This window comes from Bacteroidales bacterium (genome assembly GCA_018334875.1).
Taxonomy (GTDB): Bacteria; Bacteroidota; Bacteroidia; order Bacteroidales; family UBA12077; genus JAGXLC01.
In genome coordinates this window covers 1-20,091 of sequence record JAGXLC010000054.1, presented here as the reverse complement: position 1 = coordinate 20,091, position 20,091 = coordinate 1, and the positions used below count along the sequence as shown (strand labels likewise).

18 protein-coding genes, 1 tRNA gene and 1 riboswitch are annotated in these 20,091 nt (G+C 42.8%); of the genes, 15 read left to right on the top strand and 4 right to left on the bottom strand.

The genetic code is table 11. The annotated features are described in order from the left end of the window. Positions 1 to 219: 219 nt before the first annotated feature. The 10 genes from KGY70_06795 (at position 220) to glmS (ending at position 10,198) form a co-directional block, all read left to right on the top strand. A tRNA-Ser gene (locus tag KGY70_06795) sits at positions 220 to 308 on the top strand. A 620-nt stretch (positions 309 to 928) separates the two neighbouring features. Further along, positions 929 to 1,032: riboswitch (TPP riboswitch) on the top strand. A 91-nt stretch (positions 1,033 to 1,123) separates the two neighbouring features. Next, positions 1,124 to 1,846, top strand: a complete 723-nt coding sequence (locus KGY70_06790) for a methyltransferase domain-containing protein (protein ID MBS3774873.1) — start codon at positions 1,124 to 1,126, stop codon at positions 1,844 to 1,846. A 13-nt stretch (positions 1,847 to 1,859) separates the two neighbouring features. Next, positions 1,860 to 2,657: a hydroxyethylthiazole kinase gene (thiM, locus tag KGY70_06785; protein MBS3774872.1), complete on the top strand. Its 798-nt coding sequence runs from the start codon at positions 1,860 to 1,862 to the stop codon at positions 2,655 to 2,657. Continuing rightward, a complete protein-coding gene (gene thiE, locus KGY70_06780) occupies positions 2,650 to 3,303 on the top strand; it encodes a thiamine phosphate synthase (protein MBS3774871.1) in 654 nt (217 codons plus the stop codon). The genes thiM and thiE overlap by 8 nt, the downstream gene beginning before the upstream one ends. A 113-nt stretch (positions 3,304 to 3,416) precedes the next feature. Beyond that, positions 3,417 to 4,421: a thiamine-phosphate kinase gene (gene thiL / locus KGY70_06775; protein ID MBS3774870.1), complete on the top strand. Its 1,005-nt coding sequence runs from the start codon at positions 3,417 to 3,419 to the stop codon at positions 4,419 to 4,421. 20 nt (positions 4,422 to 4,441) lie between these two features. Beyond that, positions 4,442 to 5,260 carry a bifunctional hydroxymethylpyrimidine kinase/phosphomethylpyrimidine kinase gene (gene thiD, locus KGY70_06770; GenBank protein MBS3774869.1) on the top strand — a complete coding sequence of 273 codons (819 nt, stop codon included), beginning with the start codon at positions 4,442 to 4,444 and terminating at the stop codon, positions 5,258 to 5,260. A gap of 12 nt (positions 5,261 to 5,272) precedes the next feature. Then, a complete protein-coding gene (gene tenA / locus KGY70_06765; protein MBS3774868.1) occupies positions 5,273 to 5,920 on the top strand; it encodes a thiaminase II in 648 nt (215 codons plus the stop codon). A 271-nt stretch (positions 5,921 to 6,191) separates the two neighbouring features. Then, a complete protein-coding gene (locus KGY70_06760; GenBank protein ID MBS3774867.1) occupies positions 6,192 to 7,004 on the top strand; it encodes a glycogen/starch synthase in 813 nt (270 codons plus the stop codon). Between the two features lie 32 nt (positions 7,005 to 7,036). Next, positions 7,037 to 8,350, top strand: a complete 1,314-nt coding sequence (locus tag KGY70_06755) for a DUF4270 family protein (GenBank protein MBS3774866.1) — start codon at positions 7,037 to 7,039, stop codon at positions 8,348 to 8,350. 6 nt (positions 8,351 to 8,356) lie between these two features. After that, entirely contained in the window at positions 8,357 to 10,198 is a 1,842-nt protein-coding gene (gene glmS, locus KGY70_06750) for a glutamine--fructose-6-phosphate transaminase (isomerizing) (protein ID MBS3774865.1), read from the top strand. Between the two features lie 154 nt (positions 10,199 to 10,352). On the opposite strand, the gene KGY70_06745 is transcribed toward glmS, so the two are convergent. The 3 genes from KGY70_06745 to galE form a co-directional block, all read right to left on the bottom strand. Beyond that, on the bottom strand, positions 10,353 to 10,727 hold the full coding sequence (locus tag KGY70_06745) for a four helix bundle protein (GenBank protein MBS3774864.1): 375 nt from the start codon (positions 10,725 to 10,727) through the stop codon (positions 10,353 to 10,355). Between the two features lie 170 nt (positions 10,728 to 10,897). Further along, positions 10,898 to 11,953 (bottom strand): dTDP-glucose 4,6-dehydratase, encoded by a 1,056-nt coding sequence (gene rfbB, locus KGY70_06740; GenBank protein ID MBS3774863.1) that lies wholly within the window; start codon positions 11,951 to 11,953, stop codon positions 10,898 to 10,900. Between the two features lie 49 nt (positions 11,954 to 12,002). Continuing rightward, the gene (galE, locus tag KGY70_06735) at positions 12,003 to 13,040 is read right to left on the bottom strand and encodes a UDP-glucose 4-epimerase GalE (protein MBS3774862.1); all 1,038 of its coding nucleotides are present in this window, start codon (positions 13,038 to 13,040) and stop codon (positions 12,003 to 12,005) included. A 396-nt stretch (positions 13,041 to 13,436) separates the two neighbouring features. Here galE and KGY70_06730 point away from each other — a divergent pair, with 396 nt between their 5' ends. Beyond that, positions 13,437 to 14,435, top strand: a complete 999-nt coding sequence (locus tag KGY70_06730) for an HU family DNA-binding protein (GenBank protein MBS3774861.1) — start codon at positions 13,437 to 13,439, stop codon at positions 14,433 to 14,435. Here KGY70_06730 and KGY70_06725 read toward each other — a convergent pair. After that, complete coding sequence (locus KGY70_06725; GenBank protein ID MBS3774860.1) at positions 14,392 to 15,048, bottom strand: HAD family phosphatase; 657 nt, start codon at positions 15,046 to 15,048, stop codon at positions 14,392 to 14,394. The two genes, KGY70_06730 and KGY70_06725, sit on opposite strands and share 44 nt — an antisense overlap. Before the next feature lie 87 nt (positions 15,049 to 15,135). Here KGY70_06725 and mtnA point away from each other — a divergent pair, with 87 nt between their 5' ends. The 4 genes from mtnA to KGY70_06705 all read left to right on the top strand — a co-directional run bounded on the left by mtnA (position 15,136) and on the right by KGY70_06705 (position 19,848). Continuing rightward, positions 15,136 to 16,227, top strand: a complete 1,092-nt coding sequence (mtnA, locus tag KGY70_06720; GenBank protein MBS3774859.1) for an S-methyl-5-thioribose-1-phosphate isomerase — start codon at positions 15,136 to 15,138, stop codon at positions 16,225 to 16,227. Then, positions 16,224 to 16,835, top strand: a complete 612-nt coding sequence (locus KGY70_06715; protein ID MBS3774858.1) for a class II aldolase/adducin family protein — start codon at positions 16,224 to 16,226, stop codon at positions 16,833 to 16,835. The genes mtnA and KGY70_06715 overlap by 4 nt, the downstream gene beginning before the upstream one ends. Before the next feature lie 42 nt (positions 16,836 to 16,877). After that, on the top strand, positions 16,878 to 17,627 hold the full coding sequence (gene mtnP / locus KGY70_06710; protein MBS3774857.1) for an S-methyl-5'-thioadenosine phosphorylase: 750 nt from the start codon (positions 16,878 to 16,880) through the stop codon (positions 17,625 to 17,627). 274 nt (positions 17,628 to 17,901) lie between these two features. Next, on the top strand, positions 17,902 to 19,848 hold the full coding sequence (locus KGY70_06705; protein ID MBS3774856.1) for a DUF4114 domain-containing protein: 1,947 nt from the start codon (positions 17,902 to 17,904) through the stop codon (positions 19,846 to 19,848). Positions 19,849 to 20,091: the final 243 nt, after the last annotated feature.

Here is a 20,091-nt window from a genome sequence, read left to right as displayed (position 1 = left end):
TATGGATGATAACCGCGCCAAAGCAATCATGGAAAAAATCAGGGAATTCAATCAAAATGCTTACAATGACAACGAACTTGCAACAGCATGTATGTGGACCCTGGATGATTATTTCTATGACTAAATACAATAGGATACAGGAATAGCCACCGGTGTTTTTTTAACAATACCATAAATTTTTCATAGTTTTGTATCCTGTAAAAAGCAATAAATAAACAAGGAGGAGTGGCAGAGTGGACGAATGCGGCGGTCTCGAAAACCGTTGTCCGGCATACGCCGGACCAGGGGTTCGAATCCCCTCTCCTCCGCTAATAGCAGAGAAACCAGAGTTTTTTTGCTCTTATCTAACCCGAATTATTCTTGAATAATTCTGACGCTATTGAAAAACCTTATTTTTCTTTATATTAAACATTAGTAGCCATAAGGCATCGCCCCGTCCCTTAACCTTATTACCTTATTTTTTTATAACAAGCTGTTATATCCTTCCGGAGAATAAGGTAATAAGGTTGATTATCATTGGGTATTTCATGGCTACGAAGGTTGAACAACTAAAAATAAGGTTTTCTGTAAGCCGCTATTTGTGCAATATATTGAAATGGTTATTTTGGAATAAAATCCGCTTGCAGTAATCTTATACAACAAAAGCATGATCGGCATGCGGGTTTAGGTTCGCTGAGCCTTATCGGTGTTCATTTGCCCATAAATAAACAATAATCAGATGAGATAGGAACTTCTGTGGATGGAAAAAATTGGAAATACACCCCCTGCCGTTGCGGGTAGCGAGCTAATCCCCTCTCCTCCGCTGATGGCAAACATTTACTAATTACCATATACTCTTGTTTTAGAAAATTAACCATTCTCTGTAAACAATATTTTATTAATTTTGTCGTAGATTTATGAAAGTTCTTTAACAAATCACAAAAAATTTCATCCGTTTCAGGGGTGCTTCCCGTAAGGACCGGGAGGCTGAGAGTATACCCTTTGAACCTGATCTGCTTAATGGCAGCGCAGGGATGCGGTAAACGATGAATTTTCAGTATTATAGATTCATTGAAAGCCGTTTCGCTGGGCTGCCTGTCTGACGAAACGGCTTTTTTTTTATTCATTTTTAAACTATAATACTATGAACACAGACAAGCAAACAAAACAGAAATTATCGTTCGATCAGTATGCCGGGAAATATGACGCCTGGTTCATGGAAAATGAGAACCTGTTCCTGTCGGAGCTTTCGGTTGTAGCTTATTTTCTCAACAATCCCGGAAAAGCTTTATCTGTAGGTTGTGGCAGTGGTCTGTTTGAATACTTCCTGCAGAAAAATTATGGCATTGAGGTAAGGGAAGGTATAGAACCTTCCGAATCTATGGCTGAAATAGCCAGGAAAAGAGGTATGTCGGTAAATATTGGCACGGCAGAGGAAGCCGCCCTGGAGACTGAATCTTATAACACCTTGTTGTTCAACGGCACTCCAAGTTATATCAGCGATCTGGATACGGCTTTTGAAAAGGCATATTATGCCCTCAAAAAAGGCGGAAGGCTTGTCGTGATCGACGTACCCAAGGAAGGATCATTTGCCATGCTGTATAACCTTGCAAAAACGCTTGGTACATGGGATCACGATATGCTTAACGACATCAGACCTTCCTCGGTATATCCCATAGAATTCGTTAAAGAAGCCAACTGGAGGAGTACCCGGGAAAAAGCGGACATGATGAAAAAAACGGGTTTCAGCAATCTCCGCTTCGCCCAGACTCTTACTACTCATCCCCTATATTCCAATGATTATATTGAAGAAGCACAGGAAGGGTATGACAAAGGAAACTATGTAGCAATATGTGCAAATAAATAAAAAACCACTCATTATGACCGATCAGAAACAACTCATACAGGATCTTGAAAAACTGAGGGAAGAGGCTCCCCTGATACACAACATTACCAACTATGTAGTAATGAACAGTACAGCCAATGCATTGATATCTATCGGTGCTTCTCCTGTAATGGCACATGCCATGGAGGAAATGAAAGAAATGGTTTCCCTGGCCTCCGCCCTGGTGATCAACATTGGCACTCTAAGCGGAAAATGGGTTGAAGCCATGCATCTGGCAGGCAAAACCGCAAAAGAGAAAGGAATCCCGGTAGTGCTGGACCCTGTTGGAGCGGGTGCCACCACTTTCAGAACCGATACCACAAAAGATATCATACAGGAAATCCAGCCCCAGGTTATAAGGGGTAATGGTTCGGAAGTGCTGGCCATAGCTCAGGCAGGCTTCACCACCAAAGGAGTGGACAGCACGGCATCAGCCGAAAAAGCCCTTGAAGCGGCAAAAGATCTGGCCAAAAACGCAAATGCCGTGGTCAGCATTAGCGGAAAAACGGATTATATCACCGATGGAAGTGAAATCCGGGCAATTGCCAACGGCCATCCTCTGATGGGAAGGGTTACCGGCACAGGATGCACTGCTACGGCACTTACGGCTGCCTTTGCCGGGATCAACTCCGAACCGTTTACCGCTGCTACGGAAGCCATGATTGTAATGGGTATTGCCGGGGAAATGGCGGCAGAGGAGGCCGATGCACCGGGCACTTTCTACGCCAAATTCCTTGATGCCCTTTATAAAATCGACGGCGAACAGATACAAAAACGATGGAAAAATGCGTGACAAGAAGAAATTCAACCCTGCTCTCTACCTGGTTACTGACAGAGACCTGTCTCTGGGCAGGTCTCTCGGCTGGGTAGTGGAAAAAGCATTAAAAGGAGGAACGACAGTTGTTCAGCTCAGAGAAAAAGACCTTGATACGAAAGATTTCATTGAAGAAGCATTACATATAAAAACAATACTGAAACCTTATGGCGTGCCCCTGCTGATCAACGACAGGGTGGATGTGGCGCTGGCCGTTGAAGCCGACGGCGTACATCTGGGACAGACCGATATGCCCTATGAAATGGCCAGGAAGATACTCGGGAAAGATGCCATCATAGGATTATCCGTCGAAAGCTATGAACAGGCAGAAGAGGCCGAAAAGCTGAATGTGGATTATATTGCCATCAGTCCGGTTTATACTACCCCCACCAAAGAGGAGCTCACCGAAGAACTGGGACTGGAAGGGGTTCAAAGGATAACCGAAATATGCCGACATCCGTCAGTAGGAATAGGAAGCATAAAAACGCATAATGCCGGAGAAGTGATTAAAGCCGGCGCCGACGGTGTGGCTGTTGTATCAGGTATCTGCTCTGCTGATGACCCGGAGCATGCTGCAAAAAAATTGAGACAAGCCGTGGATAAAGCCAAGATGCACAATGCGTAAATATTCACATTCAATTCCACCTTTCGGCGGACAGGCCTCCAATCATTTTATCATTTTTGCATTCGTTTAATCTTTGACATGTACCCAAAAAATCACAGGCAAAACAAATATGTATGAAAATATCCAAAATAGGTGAATTTGGTCTCATCGAGGAAGTAATCGCCCCGGAATTCAGGGAGCTGGTCAACAAACACCTTACCGGTATCGGGGACGATGCCGCCATTGTACCCATTGATAAGCATACCTCCCATATCCACACCACGGATATGCTTATCGAAAAAACCCACTTTCTCAGGGATAAAATTTCACCCTACCAGCTCGGATATAAATCCCTCTCGGTTAACCTGAGCGATATTGCAGCCATGGGCGGCAAACCCATTGCCAGCTATCTTTCCATAGGTCTGCCGAAAGATATGGAAGTCGAATGGGTGGAGGAGTTCATGAAAGGCTATAAAGCCCTGAGTGAAGAATTTCAGGTGCCGCTTCTCGGGGGCGATACCACCAGCTCTGAAGACAAAATCATTATAAATGTTGGCGTAACAGGAGAAATTCCCGCTAAGAATATCAAATTGCGTTCCGCAGCTCAGGAAAACGATGTGATTTGCCTGACCGGTAAAGTCGGGGATTCGGCCGGAGGCTTGCAGCTTATACTGAATGATCTGCCGGTAGACAATCAGGCAAAAAAGCTTCTCGAACAGCACCTGACCCCTACCCCACAAATCATAGAGGGGATCTGGCTTTCGGAATTCGACGCGGTACACGCGATGATGGATGTCTCCGACGGCATTGCCTCCGACTTGAAGCACATCCTTAAAGCTTCAGCCGGACTAAAAGGAATTATCGAACTGGATAATATACCCATGTCAGAGGAATTAATCCATCAATCGGAAACCCATCAATGGAATCCGCTTGAATTATCCGTATCAGGCGGAGAAGATTACGTGTTGCTGCTAACGGTCGACAAAAAAGAATATGAAACACTGGCCGGAAAGTTCCGGGAACAGTTTTCAAGACCGCTATATAAAATTGGATACCTGGAACACGGTGAAAGAGAGATTATATACCTTAAAAACAATAAAGAAGTGAAAGACCTGAAAGAAGGTTATTCCCATTTTTGAAAAGACAAAATACAATGACCATGAAAAACATTCAGCATTATAAAAAAGCACTGACCATAGCAGGTTCGGACAGCAGCGGAGGGGCCGGCATTCAGGCTGATCTGAAGACGTTTGCAGCCAATGGAGTATATGGCATGTCTGCCATTACAGCCATAACAGCACAAAACACAGAGGGAGTAAGGGATATCCATCCTATCCCTATAAAGATACTCGAAAGCCAGATTGCTGCGGTTATGGACGATATAGGTGCCGATGCCGTAAAAATAGGGATGTTACATAGCTCCGAGGTAATCCAAACAGTATTGGATGCATTGAAAAAATATCAGGTGGAAAATGTAGTTCTGGATCCGGTTATGGTAGCCACTTCGGGTGACAAACTGCTCCGGGATGAGGCCATCAAAACACTGATTAAGGATTTGCTGCCGGCAGCCTCGGTAATCACACCCAATATTCCGGAAGCCGAAATCATTCTGGAGAAAAAGATCAAAACCGAAGAAGATTTTCAAAATGCAGCCCGCGAGCTTTCACAGACCGGTGCAAAGTCGGTGCTGTTAAAGTCAGGGCATTTCAAAGGAGGCGAATTATCCGACATCTTTTATATTACCTCAAAGGACGAACTTATTGAAATGCCCTTTAAACGCATTGAAACAAAAAACACCCATGGTACGGGATGTACTTTGTCGTCTGCAGTTGCATCCTGGCTGGCTCTTGGTTATCCCCTGAAAGAAGCCATTCAAAAAGGAATGGAATACACCCATCAAGCCATATTTGAAGGATCAGCCTATCAAATCGGAAAAGGCCACGGGCCGGTTCATCATTTTTATAAATTCTGGAGTTAAAAACAAACATTTATGGATTTTTTAAAAGATCTGAACGAATCGGTTGAACCGATCTATCAAGAACTCATCAATCACCCTTTCAACGTGGAACTCGCCAGCGGAACCCTCCCGGAAGAAAAATTTCGTTTCTACATCAGCCAGGACATCCATTATATTGGTGAATACTCCCGTGCATTGGCAGCTTTGGCTTCAGTAGCACCTTCGCATGATGAGCTGACGGAATTCATTTCCTTTGCCAAAGAAGGTCTGGATATTGAAAGGGCACTGCACAATGAGTTTATAAAACAATTCAATATAACACCTCCGAAAGAAATTGCGCTGGCTACCGAAGCCTATTCCAATTTTCTTCTCAGTGCGGCTGCATACAGGAGCTACCCGGAAGCACTGGCAAGTTTGCTGCCATGCTTCTGGCTTTACAACAAAGTAGCGGTGCATATATATTATAATGCCAACACAGAAAACAAATATCAGCAGTGGATCAATACTTATTCAAGTGCCGAATTTGATGAAACCACAAAACGACTGAAAGAAATCACCGAAAGGCTCGCCAGGGAAAACACCCAAAAAATAAGAGAAAATATGAAGCATCTGTATATCAGGTCTTCCAGATATGAATGGCTTTTTTGGGACAGCGCCTATCACCTGAGATATTGGATCTAACCCGAATTATTCAAGAATAATTCTGACGCTATTGAAAAAGCTGGTTTTTCTAATGCGGGGTTGCCTGCATACATCCCGCAAACCATCCCGCATTCAAAAACTTTCCCGCTAAACAGCGGGATTCGTTTTTGAATAATGCAGGCTAAAAATAACCTGACTGCAAAAAGTTTTCCTGCCGGGGATAGAACCGGCAGAGTTTCTAAATTATTGGTAATTATGAATAATTTTACTAATTTTGCGGTTACTTTTATATATAAATATATCAACAATAATGGAAAAAACGAAAGTACTTTTCATATCTCAGGAGATAACCCCTTACCTTCCCGAGACTGAAATGTCCCGTACCGCAAGATACTTACCTCAGGGCATACAGGAAAGAGGCAAGGAAATAAGAACATTTATGCCCAAATACGGGAGCATCAACGAAAGAAGGAATCAATTACACGAGGTAATAAGACTCTCCGGCATGAATCTGATCATTGATGACACAGATCGTCCCCTCATCATCAAAGTCGCTTCCATCCAATCTGCACGCATGCAGGTATACTTTATTGATAATGAAGACTATTTCCAGAGAAGATATACATTACAAGACGAAAACGGAGAATATTTCTCCGATAATGATGAAAGAGCCATATTCTTCGCCAGGGGTGTACTGGAAACTGTAAAAAAATTACGCTGGTCACCGGATATCGTCCATTGTCTGGGGTGGTTCACCTCTCTGGTTCCTTTATACCTCAAACATTCCTACAATGAAGACCCCCTTTTTGCCAATTCAAAGGTGGTTTACTCCATTTACGACGATGAATTTGATACACCGTTGAAACAAGAATTTAAAGACAAACTAAAAATTGAAGGCATCAACAACAAGGCCATCAAAAAGATTAAAGACAATCCGGATTATGTCAATCTGACCAAGATGACCATTGACAATTCGGATGCCATAATCAAAGGGAGTAAACAAATTAATGAAGAAATTGAATCCTATATTCAGCAAATCAATAAACCGACTCTTGAATACCAGCCGGAAGATAAATATATTGATGCATACTCCACGTTCTATGATGAATTATTAACCAAATAAATTTTATGTTTTATAACAAGGAAGGATTAGTGATGAAGGGAAATCTCGTTAAGACCGCAAAGCAATTGCTATTATTTTCAGTAATGATCCTGGCGGTTATCGCATGCGAAAAAGAGGCAAAAGAATTCGGTGATCAGATCATGCACCCTAACGACAGCATAGAGGCAGATTATGATACCAGCTTTCAGATGGGGACATTTGTTGAAAAATCCGATTCATTCCCATCCCTTTATTCCTCCATAGAAGCTCCCACAACGATCCAGCATTCCAATATACTGCTGGGAGAATACCTCAGTCCCAATTTTGGAAGAATGAAAGCAAGTTTTATGTCCCAGATTTATAAAGCCGATTCTTTAAGTTTTTCTTCAGTGGAAGAAGGTGTAGGTGCTACGCTTTACTTCCAGATTGAATCTTCTCACGGATCTTTTGAAGAATCGAAGGTTCGGGTTTATAAGCTTAATAAAGAATTACAAATAAGCAATAATTATTATTCCACTACGGACCCGGGAGGTTTTTATGATGCAAGTGATTTAATTTCAGAATCCACGGAATTACTGGGAGACAGTATAATAAAAGTAAATCTCACCCAATCATTTGCAGAATTTCTTGCTAGCGCTGAGGATACGATTATGGGTGACCATGGTGACTTCCTGGAATTTTTCCCGGGAATTTTTGCTGAAATGGAAACCGATGGCAATAGCTTCCTGAACAACATCAAAATAGCCAATGATACAACAAGGCTTGAGCTGGCTTATAGAGCAGCCGGTGAAGATGAGGTAGATACACTCGAATATCCCATACCATCTACTGCGTTGCGGGTAAACACCTTTGAGCATTATTTTGAAGAAGCAACGGCGCCCGTGAAAAACGCCCACCGTTTTCTAACCAATGACTCTGCAGAAAACGACAGCATCTTGCTAATAAACGGTCCCGGCGGAACAAGGGCAAAACTGCTGATACCGGAAGCGGTTAGAGAAACGTTCAACAAGAAAGAAACGTCCCAGGATAACAAGTTTTTGGCCCGTGCGGAAATCGAACTAAAACCTTTAATATCACCCGACAGTCCCCTTTTTCCTGAATCCGTGGGTATGTATGCCTATCCCCGGGATACCAGCTATGTGTCCATTTCCCAAAGCCAGTTCTTCAACGGGGAATATGATGAAGACCGGAATGTATTCAGTTGCAACATTACCAGTTATCTTCAGGCATATATTAACGAAGAGGTAGATAATAACCGGTTATACATCCAGACCAGGAACTTTCGCTTTCAGCCCGGAGAATTAATCATATCCGGTGCCAACCATTCTACTCCAATCAAATTAAGGATCAAATATTTCAAACCTTAAACTAGTATGTGTGGAATTGTCGGCTACATTGGCAAGAAGAATGCCTATCCCATTCTTATCAATGGATTAAAAAGGCTTGAATACCGCGGATATGATTCAGCGGGTATTTCACTGCTGGGTAACAGCGGAGCATTATCCATTCTGAAAAAGGCAGGAAAAGTATCTGATTTGGAAGCGCATGCCCAACAGAAAGACATTTCCGGGAGTATTGGCATCGGCCATACCCGCTGGGCCACACACGGGGAGCCCAATGACATCAATGCCCATCCCCATGCTTCAGAAAACGGCCACTTTATCGTCATACACAATGGGATCATTGAAAATTACAGCCGGTTGAAGAAAAAGCTGGAGGACCGGGGCTATACCTTTAGGTCTGAAACCGATACCGAAATATTGGCCAACCTGATGGAATACATTTATCTAAAAGGTCAGGTTCCCGCTGAAATAGCCGTCAGACTAGCTTTGCGCAAAGTCATCGGAGCCTTTGGGCTGGGCATTATTTGCAAAGATGAACCGGACAAACTTATTGCTGCCAGAAGAGGCAGCCCGCTGGTTATTGGTGTCGGAGAAAATGAATATTTTCTTGCATCCGACGCTACCCCGCTAGTAGAACATACACAAAGTGTGATATACCTTAATGACAACAACATTGCCATCCTGGCCCGGAATGAATTGGTGCTGAAAACGATTCAAAACGAGCAGCTTACACCCAATGTACAGAAACTTGAGCTGGAAATAGGAGATATAGAGAAGAACGGATATGACCATTTCATGCTTAAGGAAATTTTTGAGCAGCCGCGCTCTATTAAAGATACTTTCCGGGGGAGGGTTTCTCCGGACCAGAAAGACATTATACTGGGCGGGCTGCATTCAGTGATGCCCATTTTGGAACAAGCCAACCGCATCATTATTCTTGGATGTGGTACTTCATGGCACGCGGGACTGGTGGGTGAATATCTAATTGAGGACCTGGCCAGAATACCCGTTGAAGTGGAATATGCATCGGAATTCCGATACCGCAACCCCATTATTTATAAAAATGACGTAGTCATTACCATCAGCCAGAGCGGAGAAACCGCCGACTCACTGGCAGCCATTCAGCTAGCGAAAGAAGTAGGTGCTACGGTACTTGGTATCTGCAATGTTGTAGGATCCAGTATTCCCAGAGAAACCCATGCCGGGGTATATACGCATGCAGGTCCCGAAATCGGTGTGGCCTCTACCAAAGCATTTACCGCCCAGGTAACTGTGTTGGCTATGATGGCTGTAGTACTGGGCTATAAGCGGGGCCAAATTGAAGAGCCGTTATATCATAACCTAATAGAAGAGCTAACGCAAGTTCCCAGGAAAATCGAAAAAATCCTGACCCTTAACAACGAATTTAAGAAACTGGCAGAATTATATAAAGAGGCCAGCAATTTCCTTTACCTGGGAAGAGGTTATGCTTTCCCTGTAGCCCTTGAAGGCGCACTCAAACTAAAAGAGATCTCCTATATTCATGCAGAAGGCTATCCGGCGGCCGAGATGAAACACGGCCCCATTGCCCTTATAGATGAAAACATGCCCGTGGTAGTGATCGCGCTTCAGGACAAATCATACGATAAAATTGTGAGCAACATCCAGGAGATCAAAGCACGGAAAGGCAAAGTCATTGCAATAGTCACCGAAGGCGACACCACCATAAGGGAAATGGCTGATCATGTGCTGGAGATACCTTCTACCCTGGAAACTTTGGCTTCTTTATTAACCGTAATCCCCTTGCAGCTTTTATCCTATCATATAGCAGTACTTCGGGGCTGCAGCGTAGATCAGCCAAGGAATCTTGCGAAGTCTGTTACTGTGGAGTAGGCAGTAGGCAGTAAGCAGTAAACAGTAAACAGTAAGCAGTAAGAAGTAAGCAGCAAGAAATTCTTTTAGAACAATTAAGGTAAAAAGTATTAAACCAAAAAAATCAGGCTAGGTTTTTTACATAGAATGCAGATAAAAAAAATAATTATGTGATTTAATAGCAAAATTTTTCAGGATGTTGGATCATACTCCCCAGCATCTTTCCTACTTCATGGTACTTTTCAATAAAATAATTATGAGTTTCTTGGGAAATGTATTTGTGATTCAAAGAGAAATCAAGCCATACTGTTGTTTCAGAAGCTTCTCCATCAGAATCGGTTAATTTAAAAACAAATTGTTTGGGATACCTCCTTTTACTCCAAGCTTCTGAAATGTTGGTTGGCACAGATCGCGAAGCTCTCCTTATTTGATCCGTTAGACTATACCTTTCTTCCTTTGGAAAATGTTTTGACAGTTCGAAAATTTCCACCGCTAGCCGGAAGGATAGCTGGTAAACCTTTAGATCCCGAAATCCTCTATAATTGGCCATTTTTAAAAAGTTTTAACATGATTTTATGATTGCTTATATTACTTACTTATAACTAAATGTACAATTACCCAACTAGCTAGTTTTAAAATAAAATCGGAACTACCTTAGAGTTTTCACACTGCTTACTGCCTACTTACTGTTTACTGTTTACTGCTTACTGATTACTGATTTCATCGTTCCAGATATTGCTTCCGGTAATACTCTTCGTACTCTCCGGTAAGCACATGGTTCAGCCACTCTTCATTCTGCAGATACCAGTCGACGGTCTTTTCCAAGCCTTCTTCGAAGCTCACCTCCTGCTTCCATCCCAATTCATTCTTAAGTTTTGAGCAATCAATGGCATACCGAATGTCATGTCCGGCACGGTCCTTCACAAAAGTGATCAACTTTTCCGATGTACCGGGCTCACGGCCAAGCTTCCGGTCCATGATTTCACACAATTTCCTGATCAGGTCGATATTCTTCCACTCATTATCGCCGCCAATGTTGTAAGTTTCTCCCACTCTCCCGCTATGATAGATCAAATCAATGGCTTTGGCATGATCCTCGACATAAAGCCAGTCCCTTACGTTCTCACCCTTGCCGTAAACGGGTAGCTCCCGGTTGTTTTTGATGTTATTGATGAAAAGCGGTATCAGCTTTTCCGGGAATTGATTCGGACCGTAATTGTTCGAGCAGTTCGTTACGATAACCGGCAAACCGTAGGTATTGTAATAAGCCCTTACCATATGATCGGAACTTGCCTTGGAAGCCGAGTAAGGACTTTTGGGGTCGTAGGGGGTCTCCTCGGTAAAATAGCCCTCCGGCCCTAATGATCCGTACACTTCATCTGTGGATATATGATAAAACAACTTCCCTTCATAAGGCTCCTGCCAATGGCTCTTTGCCATATTCAAAAGGTTCACGGTTCCTACCACATTGGTCTTGATGAATTCATTGGGATTGGTGATCGAGCGGTCAACATGCGATTCGGCAGCCAGATGAATGATCCCGTCGAATGCATAGTTCTCAAACAATTCATTTAAAAATTCAGCATCGTAGATATCCCCTCTCACAAATTCATAATTGGAAAAGCCCTCAACATCGGTGAGATTTTCCAGGTTGCCTGCATAAGTGAGTTTATCGAGGTTCACGATCTTGTAACCCGGATATCGGTTAACCAGCAGTCTGGCAACATGCGAACCAATAAATCCGGCTCCGCCGGTAATCAGAATATTCTTATTCATAGATTCTTTTATTTATTCTTCATTAATATGTGTCTAATACATCCAACCTTTAATTTCTGGCTCTGTATGTTTTTTCAAACTCCCATGCCGATTTTAGGGTTTCTTCAAGGGTTTTTTCCGCTTTCCATCCCAGTTCTTTGTTGGCATAAGAAGTATCGGCATATACTTTTTCCACATCACCGGGTCTGCGGCCAACAATCTTATAGTTTAGCTTCTGGCCTGTTGCTTTTTCAAAGGCATTAATCACTTCAAGAACCGTATAGCCCCGGCCGGTGCCCAGGTTAAAATATTCATAGCCATCCTTGTTCTTATTTTTTATCAGTCGGGCGATGGCTACTACATGGGCTTTTGCCAGATCTACCACGTTAATGTAGTCCCTTATTGGAGTTCCGTCGGGGGTATTGTAATCATTTCCAAAAACTTTAAGCTCCTCCCGAATCCCGATTGCCGTCTGGGTAATATATGGAACCAGATTATTGGGTATGCCCTGTGGTATCTCCCCGATTTTTGCGGAAGGATGCGCCCCAATCGGATTGAAATATCTGAGCGAAATTCCTTTAACGGGATTTCCCGCTTCTACAGTATACTGGATCATCCGTTCATTCGTCTGTTTGGTATTTCCGTAGGGTGAAAGGGGCTCCTTGACGGGAGCGGATTCATCCACAGGCAATTGATCGGGTTGACCATATATCGTGCAGGAAGAAGAGAAAACAATATTGGTGACTTGATGATCAATCATACACTCCAGCAAATTCATGGTAGATACCAAATTATTCCGGTAATATTTCAAAGGCTTTTCGGTTGATTCGCCTACTGCCTTATAAGCTGCAAAATGTATTACCGAATCAATATCCCGGTTGCCGGCAAAGAAATCGACGAGCGCTTCCCTGTCGCACAGATCCAATTGATAAAACTCAGGTTTTATGCCCGTTATCTCTTTGATGCCATCAAGTACACCTTGATTTGAATTGGACAGGTTATCGATAATCACCACTTCATAATTTTCATTCAATAATTCCACCACCGTGTGGGATCCTATATAACCCGTACCGCCGGTCACAAGTATTTTTTTGCCTTTCGAATCCATGATATATATTTTATTGAGTTATTGTTTCTATAGGCAGGCTAAGGTATAATTTTTCAACCAATCTTCATGTATCTTAACCTGCATTATGCAAAAACGATCGTAGTGAAGTTTTTGCATGCGGGATGGTTTGCGGGATGGATGCAGGCTCGCCTTCGCGAAGCTTCAGTCGCTTACGCTAAAGCTTCAGCGACAGCGTGCGGAGCAAGGCAACCCCGCATTAGAAAAACCGACTTTTTGCGAAATTTATTGAAGCAAAAAGCCAGGTTTTTCAATAGCGTCAGAATTATTCAAGAATAATTCGGGTTAAAAGGCAAATTCCAAATATACCGGTTTTGAACTGAGGGCAACTGTAAAATTTTGTCTATCTTTGTTGAAAGCTCAAACAAAAGCACCTTTTTGGATTTACATTCCATCATACAGGATATTTTAACCCGGAAAGAAGGGGTAGTGATTCCGGGACTGGGGAGTCTTGTTTCCAGGTACCGGTCCGCAAAAATAGATACGGGTAAAAATGTGATCCATCCACCTAAAAAAGAAATCCGGTTCAATCCGAATGTTACCACAGACAGTGATCAGATATTGGCCAAATATATCGCTTCCGAAGAGAACATTTCGTTAAGCAAAGCGCAAACATTAATACAGACTTTTGTTCAAAACATCCGGAATGGTTTGGAAGAAAATGGAAAATTTACACTCAAAGGAATTGGTACATTAAAGAAAGCGGAAACCAGAATAGAACTTATTCCCGAAGAGGATCCTGCATTAAACCTGGGATTTGCAGAAATCCAGGCCGAGCCGTTTGAGGTGGAAAAAATCCGGGAAACCCAAAAGAAAATCATCCCCGGACAGCCTCCTCCAACCCGCAAATCCGGACGAAAAACCATCGGACTGATCATAGCCTCCACATTTCTTTTGATTATTATAGGAGGGGCATATTATATCGGTTTTTTTGATTACCTGGCTTACAAAATCAAAAATCAGGAAATATTCCAAAAAATTAATCTGACCGAGACTCAGCCCAACAGCCGGGAAGAGCCGCCAGAACAGGCTGAGGATACTGCTTTGGATACTGCATCAATGCCCCCGGAGATTAAACAGGCACTCAACAGAATAACCGACAAGAAAAGGGCCCTGATGTACAAACAACCGGAGGATAACAAAATCTATCACATCATTGCAGGCAGTTTCCGTATCAGGAGTAATGCCCGGGAATATCAAAATCAACTGGCAGATAAAGGATACACGTCCGAGATCCTTGAGAATGACAGCCTCTACCGTGTATCTGTAAACTCGTTCGATAAAAAAGAGGACGCGCTGGTGAATCTTTACCAGATGCGCGACAATGGAAAGCTTAAATCCATCTGGCTACTTGCTGTTCAGAAAACAGATCGTTAATGGTGACCCCGTCTGAAAGATGAAACGTCTCCATCCCCAACGATTGGGCAGTTTCAATATTGGCCAGGGAATCATCTATAAATAAGGTTTGTTCAGGGATCAGCCCTTCGGTATTCAAAACATAATGATATATCACAGGGTCTGGTTTTCTCATGTATATTTCATGAGAAAAATAGACGTTATCAAACAGCTCCTCCAACCCCCTTACAGAATGTTCCTCCCGAAGGATTCTTGTATACAAATCCTTATGGAGCGAATTGGTATTGCTTAACAGAAAGGTTCTGAATCTAGCGGACTTCTTCAAATTGGCTATCAAATCAATCCGTTCTTGCTGAAAACCCACTATGATCTCATTCCAGGCATCAATAAAATCATTATTGGAGAAATCCGCTTCATTTTCTTCCTTAAGCTTTTCAATGAATCCTGCTTCCGAAAGCAATCCTTTTTCAAAGTCCATAAAGGTTTTCATGTGGTTTACCTTTTCGTTTGAACTTTCAAAGTTTGTGATGCCCAATTGTTTCATGGCGGTCATTCCCTTCAACAGATCAATATCGAGAATCACGCCGCCCAGGTCGAAAATGACATTGTTAATACGATCCATATTGTTCAACATATCCATCAGATTTTACAATGTAAAAATAATTCATTTTATTTGTTTCAAATATTTTTATTATGTTTAGTGGTTTTTAATATAGGTATTATGCGTGTGGACAACGTGAAATATCAGACAATATGGCTGAAGGACAGGGGAACAGTTCAGGTAATTGACCAGAGAAAACTCCCGTTTGATTTTCGTATTGTGGACCTGAAATCAACAGAAGATGTTTATAAAGCCATAAAAGAGATGGTAGTTAGGGGTGCTCCCCTGATCGGTGTCACTGCATCTTACGGGATTTATCTTGCACTGGTCAATGCCTCTGCATGGGACTGGAAAGGGCAGCTAAAAGAAGCAATGGAACGGCTTAAATCGGCCCGTCCAACGGCCATCAATCTTGAGTTTGCCTTGAATCAGCATAAAGAGAGGCTGGCCAATATACATTCGCTGGAAGAAGCCAGAAACGAGGCCCGCAAAACAGCAGAAGAACTATTGGAACAAGAAAAGGAAAACTGCCGAAAAATCGGAGAAAATGGCCTATCCCTGATAGAAGAAATTGCAAAGGGAAAAGACAGTGAGCCCGTAAATATATTAACGCATTGTAATGCAGGCTGGCTAGCCACCATTGATTATGGCACCGCAACTGCCCCAATCTACCTGGCTCATGACAAAGGCATCAAGCTGCATGTGTGGGTGGACGAAACAAGGCCCAGAAACCAGGGCGCCAGGCTTACAGCCTGGGAGCTCGAAAAACATGGTATACCCTATACTGTAATAGCAGACAATACGGGTGGACTCTTAATGCAGCAGGGAATGGTTGACATGGTCATTACAGGGAGCGACAGAACCGCTGCTAACGGAGATGTAGCCAACAAAATTGGCACCTACCTGAAAGCACTGGCTGCCAATGATAATGATGTACCTTTTTATGTGGCAGTTCCCTTGTCATCCATCGACATGAATATCGAAAGGGGGGTCAATGGTATCCCCATCGAACAAAGACATGGAGATGAGGTGAAATACATATACGGATATGATAAAGGAAACATAACAACAATTTTACTGACCCCTGAAAACGCAAGAGTTGCCAATTACGGTTTCGATGTAACTCCGGCCAAATATGTAACATGGCTGATCACGGAAAAAGGATTGTGCAAACCCAACAAAAAAGAAATAAAAAAACTGTTTAGATCATGACAAATCAGGAAGGATACATCAAGTTTCAATGCGACTGGGAGAAGAAAAATTTCACCTTCTCCAAAAAGAATTTCAGCAAGATCAACGAATGGCGTAAAAAGCTATATGATCACGAATTGCTTGGTGTCAACATGGAAGGTATTGGCTTTGGAAATCTGAGCATCAGGGAGGAAAACTCCAAACGGTTCATTATCACCGGATCGGAGACAGGAAAGCATGAAGAGCTGTCAAAAAATCACTATGCCCGGGTGATTGATTACGATATCCCCAACAATTATGTGAAGTGTGTGGGGCAAGTTAAAGCCAGCTCGGAATCTCTTACGCATGCAGCCATCTATGAATCGGAGCCTGAGGTACACGGTGTGATTCACACCCATCATGAGCGGTTGTGGAAATTGTTAAAAAACAAACTCCCCACAACAGATCCGGAGGTAGAATTCGGTACGCCCGAGATGGCTGAAGAGATTAAAAAACTCATGCAACAAAGGGATGTGCGCATTGAGAAGATTATCATCATGGGCGGACACAGGGAAGGAATCATTACCTTTGGCAGGGATCTGGACGAAGCCGGAGGCGTACTGTTAAAGTATTTCAACCAGATCGCTTAAGACCGGATATTTTACAGAAGTATAACTCAAAAAGGAAAAAATATGGCAAAAGTTGGAATCATAGGCGGGTCGGGACTGGAAGATCCTTCAATACTCAAGAACCCCGATACGGTTGAGCTGGAAACCCCTTATGGCGATCCGAGCTCAGTGCTGACCACCGGAAAAATATACGATACGGAAGTGGTCATTTTATCGCGTCACGGTAAAAAACATACCATACCCCCCACCCAGGTGAACAACCGCGCCAACATATATGCCCTGCACCATATGAAATGCGATTACATCATCACGTCAACCGCATGCGGAAGCCTGCGGGAAGAGATCGAGAGGGGGGATATGGTCATACTCGATCAGTTTATTGACTTCACACGACACAGAAAAGTATCCTTTTATGAAAGCTTTGAACCGGGTGATATGAAACACGTGACCATGGCAGATCCGTTTTCCGAAACCATCCGGAACAAGCTGATCGACTCGGCCAAAGAACTGGAGCTAAAATATCATCCCAGGGGCACAGTAATTACCATTGAAGGCCCCAGATTCTCAACAAGGGCTGAATCAAGGATGTTTCGAAGCTGGGGAGCCGATGTGATCAACATGTCGATAGCGCCCGAAGCCATTCTGGCCAATGAACTGGGAATACCTTACAGCACCATTGCCATGAGCACGGACTATGATTGCTGGAAAGAAGATGAAGAGCCGGTGAGCTGGAAACAGATCCTGGATATCTTTAACCAGAATGTCCACAATGTACTCGACCTGATGTTAAAAACCCTGCCAAAGCTGGAATAATAAAATATTCCAGGAAGAACATATCCGACTCTTATATTAAGGTATGTCGGACAAAAAATTTATTGCCGTAAAGTACACTCAACAGGGTTTCCTTTGAATCTTATGCATCAGATAAAATACAATTCAGAAGCCAAATTCCATTCATCAACAAATTCAGTTGGTTTATCAATTGATGGCCGTGATTCATATAAATTTGGTGAGAGCAATACGCTAAAAGTATTATATTTACTGAATTAATGTCCCTTTACAGATGCCAAAACAAAACTTTGCTATTATGAAAAAATTAAGTATTGCAGGCCTTTTAATGTTCCTTTCATTATTCCTGTATCACTGTCAGGAAGATATGGGGCCTGATGATGAGATCAATCAGTATGAAAAATACAGTAAAAAAGGAAATCTCCTGATAAACAATGATCCTGCAGGTTTATCCTCGCGTATTGACTATAAAGACCAGCTTGTATCCATAAAAGACGTTGAAAAGGATGAGATGCTGAAAAGCGGCGGAGATGAAGTACAGGTTGATCATACCAAAAACTATGCATTTAACCTTAAAGCCGAAGTTGCTCCCCCCGTATACAACGACAGCACCTTGCAGGCTACACACGTCACCATAAAAGACGATTATGCTTTTGTTACCTATAACTATAGAGGACCGGCGTGGCTGGGAGGAATAGAAATTTATGATGTTTCAGACCGCGAAAACCCGCAACCGATTACCCAGATAATCATGCCGGATGCAGATGTGAGTTCAGTGGATTTCTATAATGATAAAATATATATAGTGGGAGCAACGGGAGATTATGAAGAAAGGGGATATGGATCTCCCGCTTTTCTTGAGGTTATCACGGCAGCCGAAAATATGAATTCTGAAGATATAGAAATAGATACCATACTGGATCTTGATTCTTATACAGGCACAGGCATAAGGGTAACCAACGAAAACATATATACCACAAGCGGTTCGGGCGGAGGCCTTTCAATTTTCAGCCGTTCCGATTACAGCGCACTGGGAACGGAAGAACTGGATCATGCCCGATCTGTAGATGCCAATTCGGATGACCTTTTCGTACTCCAGGGCCAGGAAGGCCTTATCAACCGGTTCAATTTGGAAGATTTCTCCCAACAGGAAACCTATAATGGTGGAGGTGAGATAGAGGGGTCCACCATAGAGGGGTCCAAATCAGAGATCGCCGTATCGAATGACTATATATTTGCTGCTTTGAATGATGATGGCCTATACATGCTCAATATGGACGGAAGTGTAAAACAGCACATCCCTAAACCTGAAGCACCTCCCGATGGAGAAGAATCCAACTATGTGACCAACAGCGTATCGCTTAACGGTGACCTCGTATTGATCGGAAACGGGGCAGCGGGAGTCCATGTAGGCAACATTATTCCCGAAAAAAGTGACAGCATAGAAATAATGGGAAGCATGGATTTCGAGGGTCCGGTATCTACCAATTTTGTGAAATCCAAGGACAGTGTAATTTTTGTTGCTTCTGGAAAAGGTGGTCTTAAAATAATTGACATCAGCATTGACCATGGAGTTCCCGATGACGTTGTTTCTACCGATCCCTGTGAAACACTGATCGGTGAGATCTCCGATCTGTTCCCCGAACAAAAAGATGTACGCGGCATGCATGAAGACCTCTTCAGTGATACGGCCCGCCTGAACATTAGAGTAAAAGAAGAAACCCCGGTTTATGTGACCTTTATTGATGAAAAGGCCGGTTGGAAAAATACATTCGGATATTATACCTATCATGAAGACAATCCTCCGGAAAGCGTGGATGATCTGGAAAAACATGTCGTATTTCCCAATGTCTCAAAAGAAGGTGAAGGCGGAGGCCTGAAGTTCGGCGATCAGGTTCAGCTAGGTGATGAGCCATTTCCCGAAGGAACGGTTATCGGCTTTTACCTGGTGGCTCAGGGCTATAAAAACGGAGAAACTGTTGAGGGAAAGTATACCCACTATACCAACAAAACCTTCAACGAAAATCAGGCACAACAGTCCACCCTGTTTTTAAGCAGCGGTTGCAATGATCTCGTGCTTACCTTTGAGGACATCAAAGTAGGCAACAGCAGGTGCGATCATGATTTCAACGACATCATCTTTACCGTCAGAGACACGGATGATCCTGAAGTGCCCAATACCAGGCTGGATCTTTCTGAACTGTCCTATAAACCAGAATGGAAAGAGGATCAGGAAGAAGAATAATCATAATAAGCCAAATACCTGATATAGTCAACAGGGGAGACGGCAATGTCTTCCCTGTTTTTTATCTGTGACTTTTAAAATAGCTTTTGTCTGGTTGTCGTTACTTACTATAAGAAATATGAACATCAAGGACAAAAGTTTCTGAAGGAAAGGAATTCAATGGAAAAAAGAGGGTTTAGAATATTTTCACCAAAGGGTTGCTTAATTCATAACAAAATATTAATATTGCAGTCCGATTTTTAG

What these genes read in the sequence shown, in the direction of transcription:
- tenA (MBS3774868.1), top strand. Translation starts at nt 5,273, where the DNA reads ATGGATTTTTTAAAAGATCTGAACGAATCGGTTGAACCGATCTATCAA.
- thiL (MBS3774870.1), top strand. Translation starts at nt 3,417, where the DNA reads ATGAAAATATCCAAAATAGGTGAATTTGGTCTCATCGAGGAAGTAATC.
- thiE (MBS3774871.1), top strand. Translation starts at nt 2,650, where the DNA reads ATGCGTGACAAGAAGAAATTCAACCCTGCTCTCTACCTGGTTACTGAC.
- KGY70_06745 (MBS3774864.1), bottom strand. Translation starts at nt 10,727, where the DNA reads ATGGCCAATTATAGAGGATTTCGGGATCTAAAGGTTTACCAGCTATCC.
- rfbB (MBS3774863.1), bottom strand. Translation starts at nt 11,953, where the DNA reads ATGAATAAGAATATTCTGATTACCGGCGGAGCCGGATTTATTGGTTCG.
- mtnA (MBS3774859.1), top strand. Translation starts at nt 15,136, where the DNA reads ATGCGTGTGGACAACGTGAAATATCAGACAATATGGCTGAAGGACAGG.
- KGY70_06760 (MBS3774867.1), top strand. Translation starts at nt 6,192, where the DNA reads ATGGAAAAAACGAAAGTACTTTTCATATCTCAGGAGATAACCCCTTAC.
- KGY70_06725 (MBS3774860.1), bottom strand. Translation starts at nt 15,048, where the DNA reads ATGTTGAACAATATGGATCGTATTAACAATGTCATTTTCGACCTGGGC.
- KGY70_06715 (MBS3774858.1), top strand. Translation starts at nt 16,224, where the DNA reads ATGACAAATCAGGAAGGATACATCAAGTTTCAATGCGACTGGGAGAAG.
- galE (MBS3774862.1), bottom strand. Translation starts at nt 13,040, where the DNA reads ATGGATTCGAAAGGCAAAAAAATACTTGTGACCGGCGGTACGGGTTAT.
- glmS (MBS3774865.1), top strand. Translation starts at nt 8,357, where the DNA reads ATGTGTGGAATTGTCGGCTACATTGGCAAGAAGAATGCCTATCCCATT.
- mtnP (MBS3774857.1), top strand. Translation starts at nt 16,878, where the DNA reads ATGGCAAAAGTTGGAATCATAGGCGGGTCGGGACTGGAAGATCCTTCA.
- thiD (MBS3774869.1), top strand. Translation starts at nt 4,442, where the DNA reads ATGAAAAACATTCAGCATTATAAAAAAGCACTGACCATAGCAGGTTCG.
- KGY70_06755 (MBS3774866.1), top strand. Translation starts at nt 7,037, where the DNA reads ATGAAGGGAAATCTCGTTAAGACCGCAAAGCAATTGCTATTATTTTCA.
- thiM (MBS3774872.1), top strand. Translation starts at nt 1,860, where the DNA reads ATGACCGATCAGAAACAACTCATACAGGATCTTGAAAAACTGAGGGAA.
- KGY70_06705 (MBS3774856.1), top strand. Translation starts at nt 17,902, where the DNA reads ATGAAAAAATTAAGTATTGCAGGCCTTTTAATGTTCCTTTCATTATTC.
- KGY70_06790 (MBS3774873.1), top strand. Translation starts at nt 1,124, where the DNA reads ATGAACACAGACAAGCAAACAAAACAGAAATTATCGTTCGATCAGTAT.